The organism is Moryella indoligenes, assembly GCF_030812885.1.
GTDB classification, from domain to species: Bacteria; Bacillota; Clostridia; order Lachnospirales; family Lachnospiraceae; genus Moryella; species Moryella indoligenes.
On record NZ_JAUSTO010000009.1, the window covers coordinates 26,864 to 43,109 of the forward strand.

18 protein-coding genes are annotated in these 16,246 nt (G+C 55.3%); 2 read left to right on the forward strand and 16 right to left on the reverse strand.

Translation table 11 applies throughout. The features are described from left to right. Positions 1-10: 10 nt before the first annotated feature. The 11 genes from J2S20_RS07955 to J2S20_RS08005 form a co-directional block, all read right to left on the reverse strand. Complete coding sequence (locus tag J2S20_RS07955) at positions 11-847, reverse strand: phosphatidate cytidylyltransferase (protein ID WP_242933976.1); 837 nt, start codon at positions 845-847, stop codon at positions 11-13. A gap of 14 nt (positions 848-861) precedes the next feature. Beyond that, a complete protein-coding gene (gene uppS, locus J2S20_RS07960) occupies positions 862-1,590 on the reverse strand; it encodes a polyprenyl diphosphate synthase (RefSeq protein ID WP_307254811.1) in 729 nt (242 codons plus the stop codon). A gap of 86 nt (positions 1,591-1,676) precedes the next feature. Continuing rightward, positions 1,677-2,222 (reverse strand): ribosome recycling factor, encoded by a 546-nt coding sequence (frr, locus tag J2S20_RS07965; RefSeq protein ID WP_416389003.1) that lies wholly within the window; start codon positions 2,220-2,222, stop codon positions 1,677-1,679. 34 nt (positions 2,223-2,256) lie between these two features. Continuing rightward, positions 2,257-2,961, reverse strand: a complete 705-nt coding sequence (gene pyrH / locus J2S20_RS07970) for a UMP kinase (protein ID WP_106612606.1) — start codon at positions 2,959-2,961, stop codon at positions 2,257-2,259. Between the two features lie 201 nt (positions 2,962-3,162). Beyond that, positions 3,163-3,672: a UPF0236 family transposase-like protein gene (locus tag J2S20_RS12350; protein WP_307254816.1), complete on the reverse strand. Its 510-nt coding sequence runs from the start codon at positions 3,670-3,672 to the stop codon at positions 3,163-3,165. Positions 3,673-3,743: 71 nt separating this feature from the next. After that, entirely contained in the window at positions 3,744-4,475 is a 732-nt protein-coding gene (locus J2S20_RS07980) for a YebC/PmpR family DNA-binding transcriptional regulator (RefSeq protein WP_307254818.1), read from the reverse strand. Between the two features lie 65 nt (positions 4,476-4,540). Beyond that, positions 4,541-5,863, reverse strand: coding sequence for a hemolysin family protein (locus J2S20_RS07985; protein ID WP_307254820.1), 1,323 nt, complete (start codon positions 5,861-5,863; stop codon positions 4,541-4,543). Between the two features lie 8 nt (positions 5,864-5,871). Further along, positions 5,872-7,080 (reverse strand): alanine racemase, encoded by a 1,209-nt coding sequence (alr, locus tag J2S20_RS07990; RefSeq protein WP_307254822.1) that lies wholly within the window; start codon positions 7,078-7,080, stop codon positions 5,872-5,874. 16 nt (positions 7,081-7,096) lie between these two features. Further along, positions 7,097-7,993: an NAD(P)H-hydrate dehydratase gene (locus tag J2S20_RS07995; protein ID WP_307254824.1), complete on the reverse strand. Its 897-nt coding sequence runs from the start codon at positions 7,991-7,993 to the stop codon at positions 7,097-7,099. Then, positions 7,980-8,369, reverse strand: a complete 390-nt coding sequence (gene acpS, locus J2S20_RS08000) for a holo-ACP synthase (protein ID WP_106612595.1) — start codon at positions 8,367-8,369, stop codon at positions 7,980-7,982. The genes J2S20_RS07995 and acpS overlap by 14 nt, the downstream gene beginning before the upstream one ends. Continuing rightward, the gene (locus J2S20_RS08005) at positions 8,366-9,148 is read right to left on the reverse strand and encodes a redox-sensing transcriptional repressor Rex (protein WP_416389002.1); all 783 of its coding nucleotides are present in this window, start codon (positions 9,146-9,148) and stop codon (positions 8,366-8,368) included. The genes acpS and J2S20_RS08005 overlap by 4 nt, the downstream gene beginning before the upstream one ends. Before the next feature lie 134 nt (positions 9,149-9,282). On the opposite strand from J2S20_RS08005, the gene J2S20_RS08010 reads away from it, so the two are divergent. Both J2S20_RS08010 and J2S20_RS08015 read left to right on the forward strand, forming a co-directional pair. Beyond that, a complete protein-coding gene (locus J2S20_RS08010) occupies positions 9,283-11,238 on the forward strand; it encodes an ABC-F family ATP-binding cassette domain-containing protein (RefSeq protein ID WP_307254829.1) in 1,956 nt (651 codons plus the stop codon). Between the two features lie 190 nt (positions 11,239-11,428). Further along, entirely contained in the window at positions 11,429-11,641 is a 213-nt protein-coding gene (locus J2S20_RS08015) for a hypothetical protein (RefSeq protein ID WP_106612592.1), read from the forward strand. A gap of 34 nt (positions 11,642-11,675) precedes the next feature. On the opposite strand, the gene purB is transcribed toward J2S20_RS08015, so the two are convergent. From purB to J2S20_RS08040, 5 genes are all read right to left on the reverse strand, one after another. Further along, entirely contained in the window at positions 11,676-13,115 is a 1,440-nt protein-coding gene (purB, locus tag J2S20_RS08020; RefSeq protein WP_307254832.1) for an adenylosuccinate lyase, read from the reverse strand. Between the two features lie 134 nt (positions 13,116-13,249). Beyond that, the gene (locus J2S20_RS08025; RefSeq protein WP_307254834.1) at positions 13,250-13,972 is read right to left on the reverse strand and encodes a phosphoribosylaminoimidazolesuccinocarboxamide synthase; all 723 of its coding nucleotides are present in this window, start codon (positions 13,970-13,972) and stop codon (positions 13,250-13,252) included. Between the two features lie 75 nt (positions 13,973-14,047). Beyond that, positions 14,048-14,818 carry a 4-hydroxy-tetrahydrodipicolinate reductase gene (gene dapB / locus J2S20_RS08030; protein ID WP_307254836.1) on the reverse strand — a complete coding sequence of 257 codons (771 nt, stop codon included), beginning with the start codon at positions 14,816-14,818 and terminating at the stop codon, positions 14,048-14,050. Then, positions 14,815-15,702: a 4-hydroxy-tetrahydrodipicolinate synthase gene (dapA, locus tag J2S20_RS08035; RefSeq protein ID WP_307254839.1), complete on the reverse strand. Its 888-nt coding sequence runs from the start codon at positions 15,700-15,702 to the stop codon at positions 14,815-14,817. Before dapA ends, dapB begins: the two co-directional genes overlap by 4 nt. Positions 15,703-15,715: 13 nt before the next feature. Then, entirely contained in the window at positions 15,716-16,216 is a 501-nt protein-coding gene (locus J2S20_RS08040; RefSeq protein WP_307254842.1) for a cob(I)yrinic acid a,c-diamide adenosyltransferase, read from the reverse strand. Between the last annotated feature and the right edge of the window lie 30 nt (positions 16,217-16,246).

Sequence of the window (16,246 nt, forward strand, 5' to 3'; positions counted from 1 at the left end):
ATTCCCGCAATTAAAGCCCTCCAAAGAGCCGATAGAGGTAGAGGGCAAAGCTGATTGCCGGAGCGGTGAAGAGCAGACTGTCAAAGCGGTCCAGCACACCTCCGTGCCCGGGTATCAGCGTCCCGTAATCCTTTACCTCGTGATCTCTCTTGATTGCGGACGCCGCGAGATCTCCGATCTGCGAGATCAGCGCACCGATTGCACAGGCAAAGAAGCAGGCAAAGCCCGCGTGCAGTAATTCCTCCATCTGGTCGCCCAGCAGCAGTCCGTAGATCAGCCCCAGCAGCCCTGCGCCGATCACACCGCCGATCGAACCCTCCACTGTCTTCTTCGGACTGAGCACCGGTGCAAAATGATGGCGTCCAAACAGCATCCCCACTACATAAGCACAGGTATCGCAGCCCCAGCTGGAAATGAATATCATCCAGACCAGGTATTTTCCGTCATGCATCTCCCGCACCCTGTACACATAGGAAAACATGACCACCGTGTACAGAATCCCCATAAGACCGACTGCGATCTGTTCCGTGCGATAGCGCGGATAGGTGATGACAAAGACCGCCATCAGCGCCATGAGCACGCCGATCATCACCGGCATACCGTAGCGCCCTATATTGTTCCAGAGCAGAAGGTAATAGCTCAGACCGCCGAGATAGCCGATCAGCCCGAGCAGCTCCCGCTCCATCCGCACCACTCGGTAGAGCTCAAAGAGGCCTATGAGCGACACTGCCATCATGGTCAGAAAGAGCGGCAGCCCCCCTCTCCCGATCACAAGGATCGCGAGTATCACCAGCGCAATACCGCTTATGAGCCGCGTCTGGAACTTCCGGCTGCTCACGATTTCCATCACTCGAGACATACTCAGCTCTTCCTTCCCCCGAAGCGCCTCTCTCTGCCGTTATAGGCAAGTATCGCATCCTCCAGCGCCGCCATATTAAAGTCTGGCCACAGAATATCCGTGACATAAATCTCACTGTAAGCGATCTGCCACAAAAGGAAATTGGATATCCGAAGCTCTCCGCTGGTGCGGATCAAAAGATCCGGATCCGGTATTCCCGCTGTGTCCAGACAGGCCGCGATCGCCTCCTCCGTCACCTCTTTTCGCATCTCCTCCGGCAGAGCATCTCTCTCCCGGATCAGGCGTCGTACCGCACGCGTCAGCTCATCGCGTCCACCGTAGTTGATTGCGATGATAAAGCTCATACCGCTGTTGTCTCTTGTCTCCTCGACGAGCTGTTCTATCCCGGCAATAATATCCGGAGCGAAGCGCCGCTTGTCTCCTATCATCAGGCAGCGGCAGCCCTCCTCCTTCGCAACCTTCAAAAGCTTCTTCAGATAGAAGCGGAACAGGTTCATGAGCGCGCCGACCTCTTCCTCGCTGCGCTTCCAGTTCTCTGTAGAAAAGCCATAGACCGTGAGATACTTCACTCCGAGCCGCGCGCAGTCGCGCACTGTCTGCTCCACCGCCTCACAGCCCGCCTTGTGCCCCATGGCACGTGGTAGACCACGCTTCTTTGCCCAGCGTCCGTTTCCATCCAGTATGATCGCGATATGCTCCGGAATCACCTTGCCTTCCAGTTTTCCGCCCATTTTCTCTGTTCCTCCCATAAGCTCATCACGGGCGAGCCGAACTCTGGCCCGCCCGTGCGAAAAGCTCTGCGTCACAAAGACGCAGCTCAGACTGTCATAATCTCTTTATTCTTTGCCTCAACCGCCTTGTCGATCTTCTCAACAGCCTTATCGGTCAGCTTCTGAAGCTTATCGTTTCCAACCGCGAGATCATCCTCTGTGATCTCCGCTGCCTTCTCAAGCTTCTTAAAGTTGTCTGCTCCATCGCGGCGAATGTTTCTGACCGCGATCTTGGCCGCCTCGCCCTTCTTCTTGATGTCCTTCACAAGCATCTTTCTGCGCTCCTCAGTGAGCTCCGGAAATACAAGGCGGATGCTGGTGCCGTCATTCGTCGGATTGATTCCAAGATCAGAAACCTGGATCGCCTTCTCTATCGCCTTCAGAAGACTCTTGTCCCAGGGCTGAATGAGGATCATCCTTGCCTCGGGAACAGAGATATTCCCCACCTGCTGAAGCGGGGTGGGCGTGCCGTAATAATCGACCGTCAGTCTGTCAAGCACATGGGGATTGGCTCTTCCCGCACGTATGGTCGCAAACTCATCCTTCATGAAGTCTACGGTCTTGTCCATTCTCTCCTCAAGCTCATTGAGCATACTCTTCAGTTCAGCCATGATTTCCTCCCTATATTCAGTCCACCGTCACGATGGTCCCGTTTACCTTGCCGCGCATCGCGTTGTCTATGGAATTCTCCTCATTCAGATCAAAAATTGCAAGCGGAATGTGGTTCTCCATGCAGAGCACACTCGCCGTGAGGTCGATGACCGCAAGCTTTTTGTCTATCATCTCCTGCATGGTAATGCTGTCAAAGCGCTTCGCCCCGGGGTCAAGCTTCGGATCCGCAGAGTAGACGCCGTCAATGGATTTTGCGAGAAGGATCGCGTCCGCGCCAACCTCAACCGCCCGGAGCGCAATCCCCGTGTCTGTTGAGAAGTAGGGATGTCCCGTGCCTCCCGCGAAAAAGAGCACGCGTCCTTCCTCAAAATAACGATTTGCGAGGTCCACAGAGAACAGCTCCGTCATCGTTCCGCAGATAAAAGGAGAGAGTATCGCTGTCTTCATCCCTTCTGTGCGGAAGATCTCCGATACATAGATGCAGTTCATCACCGTCGCAAGCATTCCGATCTGATCCGCCTTCGTGCGCGCGATTGCCTCACTGGTCCTGCCTCTCCAGTAGTTTCCGCCGCCTGTCACTATGCCGACCTCCACGCCTGCGTCCACTGAAGCCTTCACCTGACGCGCAACGCCGCGCACCACCGCCTCGTCATAGCCCCTTCCGCCCTTTCCGGCCAGTGCCTCACCGGAGAGCTTCAGCATGACACGTCTTTTTTTCATTGTACTGTCCTCACTGTATGCATCCCCGAAGGCATCGGGGTTCTGCCGCCATCATATCATATTTCGTCACTGCGCTCAAGAAACACTTCCTGTGTGATGGAGTAAACCTGTTGTCAGTTGGAAAAGAATAGAATTAACCTATGATACTTGACTCGACTTTTATTTTCATCATTTTACAGTTCTACTTATGAGCTGTCAAAATCAAATCAGCCTCAGATGCCCCCTTATTGAAGCCGCCTTCCTTGCGCTTGTTCCGGGAATACTTGCCTGTATCAGCTCAATGTAACTTTTCGCCTTATTATAATGCTCTTTCCTTATTTCCCTTAATGCTACTTCTCTGACAGGCACGCAGTCCGTTCCTGTAGCTTTGATAATGCGCTGCTTTCTGCTGTATCGTACAAGGTCTATAAGTTTGCCTCTACCGTGGTTTCTCTCATAACATCTAAGCTTACTCATTCTGTCTGCACCAACCTGGCTCCATCCCATAGGTCTTGAACTCAACCGGTCTGATAAAACATGGCTCACATGGCTCTCTGCACTACATCCGTTCAGCATACTGTTTCGCATGGAAGCACGCAGAACACCTGTGATAAAATCAACAGTTGACGCTACGGGGATCATCCACTTCATCATGCGCAGGAACATTGCCAGCAGAATGAGCAGCGCAGCAATGACCGCTGTGCGTTTGGTATGCTGATTCAGTTTTGTCATTGCGCCTCCCCCCTTTTTGTAGCAAAAAAGAGAGCAGATCTCTCTGCTCTCTCATTTCTGCCAAATTCAGCTTATGCCTCGTCCCAGCTGTGATACACCGCCTGGACATCATCGTCCTCATCCAGAAGATCCAGTATACGCTGCATCTTCTTCTGATCCTCCTCATCCTTTAAGCTGACCCAGTTCTGCGGAATCATGCGGACATCCGCCTCCAGCATCGGGATGCCCTGCTTCTCAAAGGCCTCTCGCACCGCGGAAAAATCCTCCGGTGAGGTCAGAACCTCATAGCTGTCCTCCTCATCATTGAAATCCTCTGCGCCGGCATCCAGAGCAAACATCATAAGCTCATCGGGATCCTGATCGCACTCCTCCTTATCAATAAGGATCTGACCTCTGCGGTCAAACATAAAGGATACGCAGCCCGGCGTGCCGACATTGCCGCTGCCCTTTGAAAAAGCCGCGCGTACATTTGCGGCCGTGCGGTTCTTATTGTCGGTCAGCGTCTCCACTATGATCGCGACGCCGGAGGGACCATAGCCCTCGTAGACGTTCTGCTCGTAATTCACGCTGTCCATATCTCCGGCGGCCTTCTTGATGCCGCGCTCTATGGTATCGTTCGGAACGTTATTTGATTTTGCCTTTGCAATCACGTCGCGCAGTCTGGAGTTGTTCGCCGGATCCGGTCCGCCTTCCTTGACTGCAACTGCAATCTCACGGCCGATCACGGTAAAGATCTTGCCCTTTGCGGCGTCGTTCTTCTCCTTTTTATGCTTGATGTTTGCAAATTTTGAATGTCCTGACATGAATCCAGCTCCTTTGCTTTATGTATAGTGATAATACTAACACCCCTGTTTTTTGCCGTCAACCTCTACTCCCCGATCCAGATGACCTTCACACTGCGTATGATCTTGTTCTGCACCCGGAGTATCTGGAACTCAAAGCCGTGCGCCGAGAGGCTGAGCCGCTCCCCGTCTGTTGGGATGCGGTCCAGCTGCGCGATCAGAAAGCCATTCAGCGTGTCGAAATTCTCCGTCTCCGCCTCTGTGAAGGGAATCCCGGCCGTCTCCTCCGCATCGGAGAGCAGGGTCATGCCGCCCATGATCCACGAGCCGTCCGGCAGTGCCTGAATGAGCTCCTCCTCGCTGTCGTACTCATCGACAATATTTCCGACAATCTCCTCCAGTATGTCCTCCATCGTCACAATACCGGCGGTCTGTCCGTACTCGTCCACGACGATCACCATATGAATCTTCTGGGACTGCATCTCCCGGAAGAGCGTGTCGAGCGCCCGCGTCTCGGGAATGAAATGTGCCTCCCGGAGAAGTCCCGGTATCTCCGAGAGTTTGCGCTCCCCGTAGCGTCCCTCATGTGAGACGATCATCGCATCCTTCATATTCAGAAGCCCCGTGATATCGTCAATGTCCTCACGGTACACGGGAAAGCGGGAATTCCGTCCCTCGTTCAGAATAAAATCCACCGCATCCGAGAGTCTCATCTCGCAGTCCAGCGCGCTCACATGCTTTCTGTGCGTCATGACATCTCCCGCAGTTTTGTCGTTCAGCTCGAAGATATTCGTGATCATCTCCGCCTCGTCCGACTCGACCACACCCTGCTCATGTCCCTCGTTGACCATGGACATGATATCCTCTTCGGTGACATTTTCCTCCGCACTGTCCGGATCAATGCCCGCCAGACGCAGAAACAGCGCTGAGATCCACTGAACCGGGAGTCGCAGCGGAGTGACCAGCCCCATCAGAAAATTCACGGGGGTGATGCAGGCATAGGCCCACTTCTCCGGGCTGCGCCGTGCGAGCCGCTTTGGAAGCACGACGCCGAAGCTGATCAGCAGCACCGCCGCCACCATCATACTCAGTCCGGTTGCGAGCGGATCGGAGAGACACGTTCCGACGGCGCCCCCCATGGACTCCGCGAGCGCCCTGCAGAGCGGCTGCAGCACCACCGCCCCGCCCAAAAGTCCCAGCAGCACGGAGATGAGCTGCAGGGAATTGATAAACTTCCCGGGGCGGTTCATGATGCGGAGTATGCGCGCCGCCTTCTCATCTCCCCCCTCCATCCTGCGGGCAAGCTCTGTGTCGCTCACATTCTGAATCGCGGAGCCAAAGCCAAAAATAACAGCATCCAGTACTATAAACAGAAGAAATATCACCGTCCCCGGCAACTGACTGTCCATAACAGCAATTAAACCCCTTTCGCCCTTCGGCTCTGCTCAAAATCCTCATAGAGATCTGAGAACCAGTCCTTCGTTCCCGTAATCTGACCGTCCTGGAGATAGACGCGCGGAACTCGCCGCCCGATGTCGCAGATCAGTTCATAGGGAAAGCGCTCTATCAGAGACGAGAGCTCCTCCACCTGTATCTGCTCCTCTCCATCCCGCCCGATAAGCGTCACCCTGCTCCCGGGCTCCGCCTCCGGAATATCACTGACATCGACCATGAGCTGATCCATACAGACCCGCCCCAGAATTGCGGCACGCTTCCCGGCGATCAGCACATCCGCCCTCCCGCCGAGCATGCGCGGATAGCCGTCTCCGTAGCCGACGGAGACAGTCGCGATGCGGAGCGGCCGCTCTGCCCGGAACGTCCCGCCGTAGCTCACCTCATCCCCGGGCTCTATCTCCTTCACATAGCTGACGCTGCTTCGCCATGAGAGCACCGGACAGAGCGGGAGCCTCGACCGGTTCACCTCCTTCGAGGGATAGATGCCATACATGGTGATGCCCGCGCGCACCATATCGAGCTCCGTTCCGAGCTGCTCCATGATCCCGGCGGAATTTGCAACATGGCAGAGCTGCGGGGTGATGCCCCGCCTCATGAGCTCTGTCCGGAATTCTCTGTAGCGCCGGAGCTGCTCTCTCGCCGGGCTCAGATCCGCCTCATCTGCGCGGTAAAAATGGGTGAAAAGTCCCTCGATCTGAACCCCGGGCAGGGCCGCGATGCGCTGTGCAAGCAAAAGCCCCTCCGCATCAGGACGCATTCCGATCCTGTGCATTCCGGTGTCCAGCGCGAGATGCAGCCTCGCCACAGCCCCAATGCGCTGCGCTGCTCTGCTCACCGCCTCCGCTTCTGCCATGGTGAAGACTGTGAGACGGATATCCTCTGCAATCAGGCGCTCATAGTCCGCACCGATCACAGAACTCAGCACCAGCACCGGCTTCTCTATGCCGTGGAGACGCAGATTCAGCGCCTCCTCTGCAGAGGCCACGCAGTAGAACGCCGCATATTTCTCCAGCGCAAGCGCCACTGGAACCGCGCCGTGACCATAGCCGTCCGTCTTCACAACCGCAGCCATACGGCAGCCCGCCGGCAACATGGCCCGCATTTTCTTTACATTCTGAACCAGAGCGTCCAGATCGATCTCTGCCCAGGTCCTTCTGTATGGATTCTCCATATCTCTGTGCACACTCCTATATGCTGATTCCCGGCACAGCGCGCATCACTTCCGGAACGGCGTCCGCAATCTCCCTCGCCAGTACGCCATGGGCAGAGCAGCGCTCCGCCGCCCTGCGCCCCGCAAGCCCGTGAAGGAAAGAGCCGAAAGCCGCGGCCTCCGATTCCTCCATGCCGAGACAATAGAGCCCCGCTATAATCCCTGTCAGCACATCTCCGCTTCCCGCCTTCGCAAGTGCAGGCGTGCCGGAGACTGTGCGATACAGTTTCCCGTCCACAGCTGCGATCACGGAATGCTCAGACTTCAGGCAGCAGCTCACGCCATAGGTATCGCGATATTCCGTCGCCGCCCGCAGGCTGTCGCAAAGAAGCTCCTCCTCAGGCTTTCCCGTGAGCCGCGACATCTCCCTGATATGCGGCGTCAGAATAAAATTCTCCGTGTAGAAGCCCGTGAGATACGGGTACTCCGCAATGGTATTCAGTCCATCGGCATCCACGATAAGCGGTACAAAGGCGGTCTGAAGCACATCCTCGACGAGAGACTTTACATAGCCTGCTCTGCCAAGCCCCGGTCCCAGCACGACGACACTGCTCCACTCCATGAGCTCCGTGAGTTGCTTCATCCAGCTGTCCCGCTTCTCCGTGATGTCCTCCGGGTGATAGCTGCTGATGATGGCCTCGGGAAGCTGAATCTGAAGTATGCTTCTGTTCGCCTCCGGCGTGAGGATTCGCACCAGCCCTGCCCCGGTTCGGTAGGCGGCAAGCGCGGAGAGATAGGCCGCGCCGCTCATGCCCACGGAGCCGGCGATGATCAGCACCTGTCCGTAGCTTCCCTTATTGGCTCCCTGTCTTCGCGGCGGAATCCGGGAGAGATCCTCTGTCTCATACTGCAGCACACCATCAAGCTCTGTCACAGCGCACCTCGCCTTCCTCTCCCTCCAGCACTGCAAAGGCGACAGCCAGCTCCTTCGTATTGCTGATGGAGACCTCAATGCGGCTCCCCTTCTTTTCTGAGAAGCAGGCCGCTGCGGCTCCATAAAGCTGCACAACAGGCTTGCCTCTCTCATCCCGCAGAACCTCAATTTCTGCGGGCTCCAGTCCTGAGAAGCCGGTTCCGAAACATTTTACCACTGCTTCCTTAACAGCAAAACAGCCGGCGAGAAAGGGAGCCCTCCCCTTCGACTGCCGGCGTTCTTCCTCAGTAAAGACGCGTCTCAAAAAACCCTCACTTCTAAGGGCCTGTTCCATTCGTTCGATTTCGGTAATATCTGTCCCGACGCCGATGATCATGCTCCCGGAAGCTCCTTCCGCAGCCCGCCTGCCTTCTCAGATCTTCTCCTGTGATCCAGCTTCAGCTGTTCCGCGTGCTTCATCCTCTCCTCCTCCGCCTCGCGTGCCGCCAGCATGCGATAGGAGAGCTGCATCAGACTCTCGGAGAGGTGTACATTCTCCACCAGAACGTCCTCTCCCACATTAAGATCTGTGTGCGCAAAGTTCCATATCGCCTTGATTCCGCAGGCGCAGAGGCGGTTTGCGACCTCCAGCGCCCGATCCCGCGGGAGGGTGAGCGTCGCAATATCAACTTCATTCTCCGCGAGATACTCCTCCAGTCTGTCCAGACTATATACCTCGGCTCCCCGTATATTCCTGCCTATCACCTCGGGATCAATATCAAAGAGGGCCTTGACAAGAAAGCCCCTTCTGCTGAAGTTCTGATAATTTGCCAGTGCCTGTCCAATATGGCCGGCACCGATAATAATCACCTTATTCTGACGATCTATCCCCAGAAGCTTCCCGATCTCACCGTGCAGATAACTCACATTGTAGCCGTAGCCCTGTTGACCGAAGCCGCCGAAATTGTTCAGATCCTGACGAATCTGTGAGGCTGTCACATGCATGCGCTTTGCCAGATCGTTGGAAGAAATCCTGTCAACATTTTCCTCCTTCAGATCTGCAAGATACCTGTAATATCGCGGAAGTCTGGATATAACTGCCTTCGAAATTTTTTCTTTCACTCTGTCAATGCTCTCCTGCTCTGGCCCGGGCAAAATATACCTTCCCGATGGCATAATACAGAATCAGTATAGTGATTTTTACAGTTCTTGTCAATCATTTCACATTCGGGTATACTGGTTTCAGTACTGAAATCCGGCATTTTCAACAGCAGGGAACAGCGTTCGGAGCCGGATTCAAAGGAGCGGAAATGATTTTAAATGTAGCACACATATCCAAGGCCTTCGCAGGTGAGCGTATCATAGAGGATGCCTCCTTTTTTCTGAATGAGCGCGACAGAGCAGCCATCGTGGGGCTGAATGGCGCGGGTAAGACGACACTTTTAAACCTCATCACCGGAGAGCTGACGGCTGACGAGGGAAATATCTCCCTGAGACGGGACTGCCGCATGGGTTATCTGAAGCAGAACAACACCATCGATTCCGAGCTCAGCGTGCGCGAGGAGCTGACACAGGTCATTCAGCCCATACGCGATATGGAGGCACGCATGGCTTTTCTGCGGGAGCAGATGAAAAACACCTCCGGCACGGAGCTGGAGACACTGTACAGAGAATATACCGCGCTGGAGCACAGCTATGAGCTCGCGGACGGCTACTCCGCGGAGAGCCGCGTAAACGGCATATTGAACGGTCTCGGCTTCTCGGAGGAGGATGCGGAGCGGCCCATGCACACACTCTCCGGCGGGCAGAAGACACGCGTCTTTCTGGGAAAGCTCCTTCTGGAGGCGCCGGAGCTCATCCTTCTTGACGAGCCGACCAACCATCTGGATCTCTCTAGCATCGAGTGGCTTGAGACCTATCTCATGAACTATCCCGGCACCGTGCTGATCGTCTCGCACGACCGCTTTTTTCTAGATCGCATTGTGACGAAGGTCATCGATATTGATGCGGGACATGTATCCAGCTACAGTGGAAATTACACAGCCTATGCGGAGAAAAAGGCTGCTGTGCGCGAGGCGGCACGAAAGGCCTACCTCAATCAGCAGCAGGAGCTGAAGCATCAGGAGGAGGTCATCTTAAAACTTCGCTCCTTCAACCGCGAGAAGTCCATAAAGCGGGCCGAAAGCCGGGAGAAACTCCTTGGAAAGGTAGAACGTCTGAAGCGTCCTGATGAGGAAAAGGCCGACATGGAGCTTCGTTTTTCCATGGAGGAGGCCAGCGGCAACGATGTGCTTCAGGTGGAGCATATCGCAAAGGCCTTTGGAGCGGAACCGCTCTTTACAGACCTCTCTTTCTCCCTGAAGCGTGGGGAGCATGTGGCAATTCTCGGAGACAACGGCAGCGGAAAGACGACGATACTGAAAATCATCAACGGGCTGCTCTCGCCGGATGAAGGCTCTGTGACGCTCGGCGCACGCGTCATGGTCGCCTATTACGATCAGGAGCACCAGGTACTGCACCCCGAGAAGACGCTTTTTGAGGAGCTTCAGGACAGCTGGCCGGATATGAATAACACAGAGGTCCGGAATATGCTCGCTGCCTTTCTCTTCACTGGAGACGAGGTCTTCAAGCGGGTCTCGGAGCTCTCCGGCGGCGAGCGCGGCAGAGTATCCCTCGCAAAGCTTATGCTGTCCCGCGCCAATTTCCTGATTCTCGACGAGCCGACGAATCATCTTGATATGGTGAGCAAGGAGGTGCTGGAAACTGCGCTCCGCGCCTTTCCGGGCACGGTGCTCTATGTCTCACATGACCGCTACTTTATCAACCGCACCGCGACCAGAATTCTGAATCTGACTGGCGGACAGCTCTTAAATTACATCGGGAATTACGACTACTATCTGGAAAAGAAAGCAGATGTGGAGCGCGCCGCGGCGCTGAGCGGTCCCGCAGGTTCCGGTGTATCTGTCTCCGCAGCTTATGCCGCGCGCAGCAGTGAAGCCGGCAGCACAGACAGCGCCCGCGCTGACTGGGAGCACGCGAAAGCGCAGAAGGCGCTCGAAAAGAAGAGAAAAAATGCTCTGGCGCAGTGCGAGCAGCGCATCCACACGCTGGAGGAGACACTGCGGACGATCGAGGCAGAATTTCTTCTCCCCGAAAACCAGCGCGATGCTGCCGCGCTGCTTGAGATTCAGCGGCGAAAGGAAGCAAACGAGGCTGAGCTTGAGCAGCTCTATGCAGAGTGGGAGGAGCTGGCGGAGGACGCATAAAGCGCCGCAGACACACGGCGCTTCTCTCATCATATAGTCATATAGAAAACTCCCCCGATCTGACAAGCTCCCCTCATGAGTGAGAGGAGCTGAGGTCCGCCTGCGGACTTTATTTCTTTCACTGAACATTGCAAGACACAGGCTCAGGCGAGAAGTATCATCCCTGAGCTCTCAACAGAAAGGAGCTTTTATGAAGCCTGAACGTTCCGCATTCCGGCGCATCGCGGCACTGCTGCTCGCTCTGCTCATCCTGATCCTGTTTGCAGCCACTCTCCTTGTCGGTATCTTTGGCGGCAGTTCCTCTCTTCCGCTGCTTCGGGTTCTCATCTTCTCCGATGTCGTCATCCCGGCAGTGATCTACGGCTATCTTCTGATCATCCGGCATTCCGGCCGCGATAGATGATCTCCTCTCTGCCCGGCCCATTGGAGATCTGCTTTCAGATACTGATCTCCGCCTTCTCTCCGAGCAGCGCACTGTACTCCCTTAGGACAGGCGCCACCTCGGCGGCAAGAAAATCCGTGACCTGCTCCGGACTTCTTCCTACATAGCGCCCCGGCTCCATCGTCCTCTCAAGATCCTCAAGATTCAGCTTAAAGGCCGGATCGGCGGCGATCAGCTCCAGAAGATCATTGTCCCTTCCCTCTTCCTTTACGTGGCGCCCCGCCTCCATGGACAGCTGCCGTATCCGCTCGTGCAGCTCCTGACGGTCGCCGCCTGCCTTTACCGCATCCATCATAATGTTTTCAGTGGCCATGAAGGGAAGCTCCGCCATGAGATGCTTCTCGATCACCTTAGGATATACAACAAGCCCATCCACCACATTTAAGTACAGCAAAAGGATGCCGTCCACTGCAAGAAAGGCCTCCGGGACGGAAATGCGTTTATTGGCGGAATCGTCCAGAGTGCGCTCAAACCACTGTGTGCTCGAGACTATCATCGGATTCAGAACATCGCTCAGCACGTAATCCGCAAGAGAGGCCATGCGCTCACAGCGCATGGGATTCCGCTTATAGGCCATGGCAGAGGATCCGATCTGCGTCTTCTCAAAAGGTTCCTCCACCTCCTTCAGGTGCTGAAGAAGCCGGATATCATTGGAGAACTTGTGGGCACTCTGCGCAATACCCGCGAGGACATTCAGAACTCTTGTATCCACCTTCCTCGAGTAGGTCTGCCCGGAGACTGCAACACAGGAGGCAAAGCCCATCTTTTCTGCGATCATCGGGTCAATGCGGCGTATTTTCTCCTCATCCCCCTCAAAGAGCTCCTTGAAGCTTGCCTGCGTTCCGGTGGTGCCCTTGCAGCCCAGCAATTTCATGCCGTTCAGTACATAGTTCAGATCCTCCAGATCCAGCAGCAGCTCATTGATCCAGAGCGTCGCGCGCTTTCCGACCGTAGTCGGCTGTGCAGGCTGAAAATGTGTGAAGGCAAGTGTCGGAAGCTCTCTGTAGCGCTCCGCAAAGCCGGAGAGCTCCGCAATCACATTCACGAGGCGCTCTCTCACAAGCCTCAGCCCCTCAGTCATGAGGATAATATCCGTGTTGTCTCCGACGTAGCAGCTGGTCGCACCAAGATGAATGATCCCCTTCGCCTTCGGACACTGCACACCGTAGGCATGGACATGGCTCATCACGTCGTGACGCACGAGTTTCTCCTGCGCCTCCGCCACCTCATAATTGATATTCTCCGCGTAGCTCTTCAGCTCTGCAATCTGTTCCTCGCTGATGTTCAGTCCGAGCTCGCGCTCTGTCTCCGCCAAGGCGATCCAGAGCCGGCGCCAGGTTCTGAATTTCTTCTCCTGGGAAAAAATGTACTGCATCTCCTTTGACGCGTAGCGCTCAGAAAGAGGGCTGGTATAACCGCTGTAATTCTTTGACATCACTTCTCTCCTCCACTTTCAGAAATTGATTCTCTCTCATGCGGGTGAACACAAACAGTATTCCACACCACATGAGAAAAGCCTCGACCTTCCTCACTCTCTGTCGGTGAGGAAAGCCGGGGCTTATAGTTTTCTCAGGATGAGCTGTGCCCGCTAAGGCCCAGCCGTCTGCCAAGTTCTGCGTACGCATCCTGAACGTTTCCCAGATTCTTCAGGAAACGCTCGCTGTCAAGTCTTTCATGTGTTTCACTGTCCCAGAGGCGCATGGTATCCGGAGAATATTCCCCTGTGATCAGCAGCTCCTCCTTATATCTTCCAAACTCCACGCTGAGATCGACGAGATCCAGCTTCCGCTTCGCGAAATAGACGCTCAGCAACTCATTGACACGAAAGGCCGTCTTTACAATTTTCTCGATCTCCGTCTCTGTGACGAGCTTCAGAGCCAGTGCATCATAGCCGTTGATCATCGGTTCTCCGAGTCCCTCTTTGCAGTAGCGGAATTCTGCTGTGGGCTGCGGGAGGGCCGTCCCTTCAGCGAGCCCTGTGCGCTCCGCAAAAGCGCCCGCGCTGTAACTCCTCACCCGGATGCGCAGGGGAATGCGCTCTGTCTCACGGAAGAGGCAGTCTGTGTCTGTGGTTTCCTCCACAAAAGCCGTGCGAAGGCCCTGCGTCTCCAGATAGCGGAAGACGTGTGCGCTCATCCTGCTGCACAGCGCCCCTTTCCCGGGGAAATTCCCGCTGCGACCGGAGTGCAGATCTGTCAGTGTATCCTTGCGGGAAACCAGCACAAGAGACGGATCATCCGTGCGATACACGCTCGCTGTACTGCTGTCGGAAATCATCTCCCGTTTTTCCATACGCGAAGTTCCTTTCCAGTTTTACTCAAAGTATGCGGAGTGAAACACGCCGCCCGAGGTGCAGTGCTACTGCTGTCACTTCAGCACATCTCCGATCACATCCGCCATGGTATAGTAACCAGCGGGCTTTCCGGCGAGGAAGCGCGCCGCAGTAAAGGCGCCTTTTGCCCAGATCTTCCGGCTGTAGGCGGTGTGGCTCAGCGTAATGAGCTCGTCCTCTCCGGCAAAGATCACATCATGATCCCCGGGAATTGTTCCGCCGCGCACCGCTGAAATACCGATCTCATGTGGATCCCTGGCCTCATGGCGCTCGGAACGCCCGTAGACATAGCGAAACTGTCCGTCGCAGGCATCATTAATGGAATCCGCAATGGCAAGTGCAGTTCCGCTCGGCGCATCCACCTTGCGTCTGTGATGCTTCTCCACGATCTCAATGTCATAGCCATTCGCCGCAAGAATTTTTGCGGCGTCCGCCGCAAGCCTGATCAGCAGATTCACCCCCAGCGCCATATTGGCACTGCGAAGCAGAGCCGTCTTCTTGGATGCCTCCTCCAGTCGGATCTGCTGCTCCATCGTGAGCCCAGTCGTACAGATGATGGCGGGGATCTGTGTTTTCTCAACATAGGAGATCAGTGCATCCACTGCGCGCGCCACCGAAAAGTCAATGATCACATCCGCCTCGACACCCGAAATATCAGACATATGCTCAAAGACCGGAAAATCATAGTGTACTGCAGTATCAACATCGACACCCGCTGCGATGCGAATACCTGTCTCCTCCGCAGCCGTATCACAGATCATTCTTCCCATATGGCCGTTGCAGCCATGCAAAATGATATTAATCACAGAATACCATACTCCTTCATGGCCGCTCTCAGGGTTCGGAGATTCTCCTCCTCCATCTCACAGAGCGGAAGACGAAGCGGCCCCACCTCTCTGCCCATGAGATTCATGGCTGTTTTCACCGGGATCGGATTCACCTCGACAAAGAGCTGACGAACCAGCTCCGCCGCCTCTATCTGCATGGCGGCTGCCTTCGCCATATCTCCATGCAGCGCCGCCATACATAAATTATGCGTCTGCTGCGGTGCAACATTGGCAAGCACAGAGATCACTCCCTTGCCTCCCAGTGCCATCAGCGGCACAATCTGATCGTCATTTCCCGAGTAAATCTCGATCGGCGCGCCGTCCATCAGCGAGAGTGTGCGGAGGATCGCGGTAAAGTTTCCGCTCGCCTCCTTCAGTCCCACAATATTGTCGACATTTTTTACCAGATGGGCAATCGTCTCCGGCTGTATGGTCATGCCGGTGCGCCCGGGAATATTATAGAGCAGAAGCGGAAGCGTGACCGCGCGCGCCACCTCTGTGTAGTGGCGAATGAGTCCACTCTGTGTCGTCTTGTTGTAGTAGGGAGACACCAGCAGCAGCGCGTCTGCGCCGCAGCGCTGCGCCTCGACAGAGAGATAGATCGCCGTGTCCGTAGCATTGCTCCCCGTCCCCGCGACAACCGGAATTCTGCCTCTCACGATCTCACAGCTGCGCTTGATGACCTCAATATGCTCCTCATGCGTGAGCGTTGAGGACTCTCCTGTGGTTCCGCAGGCGATGATCGCATCTGTTCCGCCTGCGATCTGCTCCTCGATAATCTCCTCCAGCTTATCGTAGTTTACACTGAAATCCCTGTTCATCGGTGTGATAAGGGCCACACCGGAGCCTTCAAATATAGCCAAGGCACTACCTCCGTCAGGTATTAATCATACTTTCGATATACGAGATGCAGTCTACATCCTTCTTTAACTCCGCCGGAAACACCTTCCCGGTGATGACGAGCTCCATCTCCTCCGGCTTTGCCTGAATGAGCCGTTTCAGTTCCTCGGTGCTCAGCACACCGAGATCCACGAGTCCCAGAAGCTCATCCAGAATCAGCACATCGCTCCCCGCTGTCGTCATGACCTTCCGCGCAAAGCTGATGCCATTCTTAAGATTCATGAGATCTTCCTGTTTTTCCTCCTCCGAGAGATTCTCAAACAGGCCCTCATACTTCTCAAAGCTGAAGGCTTTCATCTCCGGCTCCAGTTTCTTCAGGACAGACATAAACCCCTCGTTGGCCTTTCCCTTCAGAAACTGAATCACAGTCACCGTCTTTCCTTCCGCAAGAGACTTAATACCCTTGCCGATCGCGGCGTTTGTCTTTCCGGCACCGCTGCCGCAGATCACAAAGACCTTCCCTCTGCACCTTCCCATCGGAATATTAGCTCCCTTCAATCAGCTAAT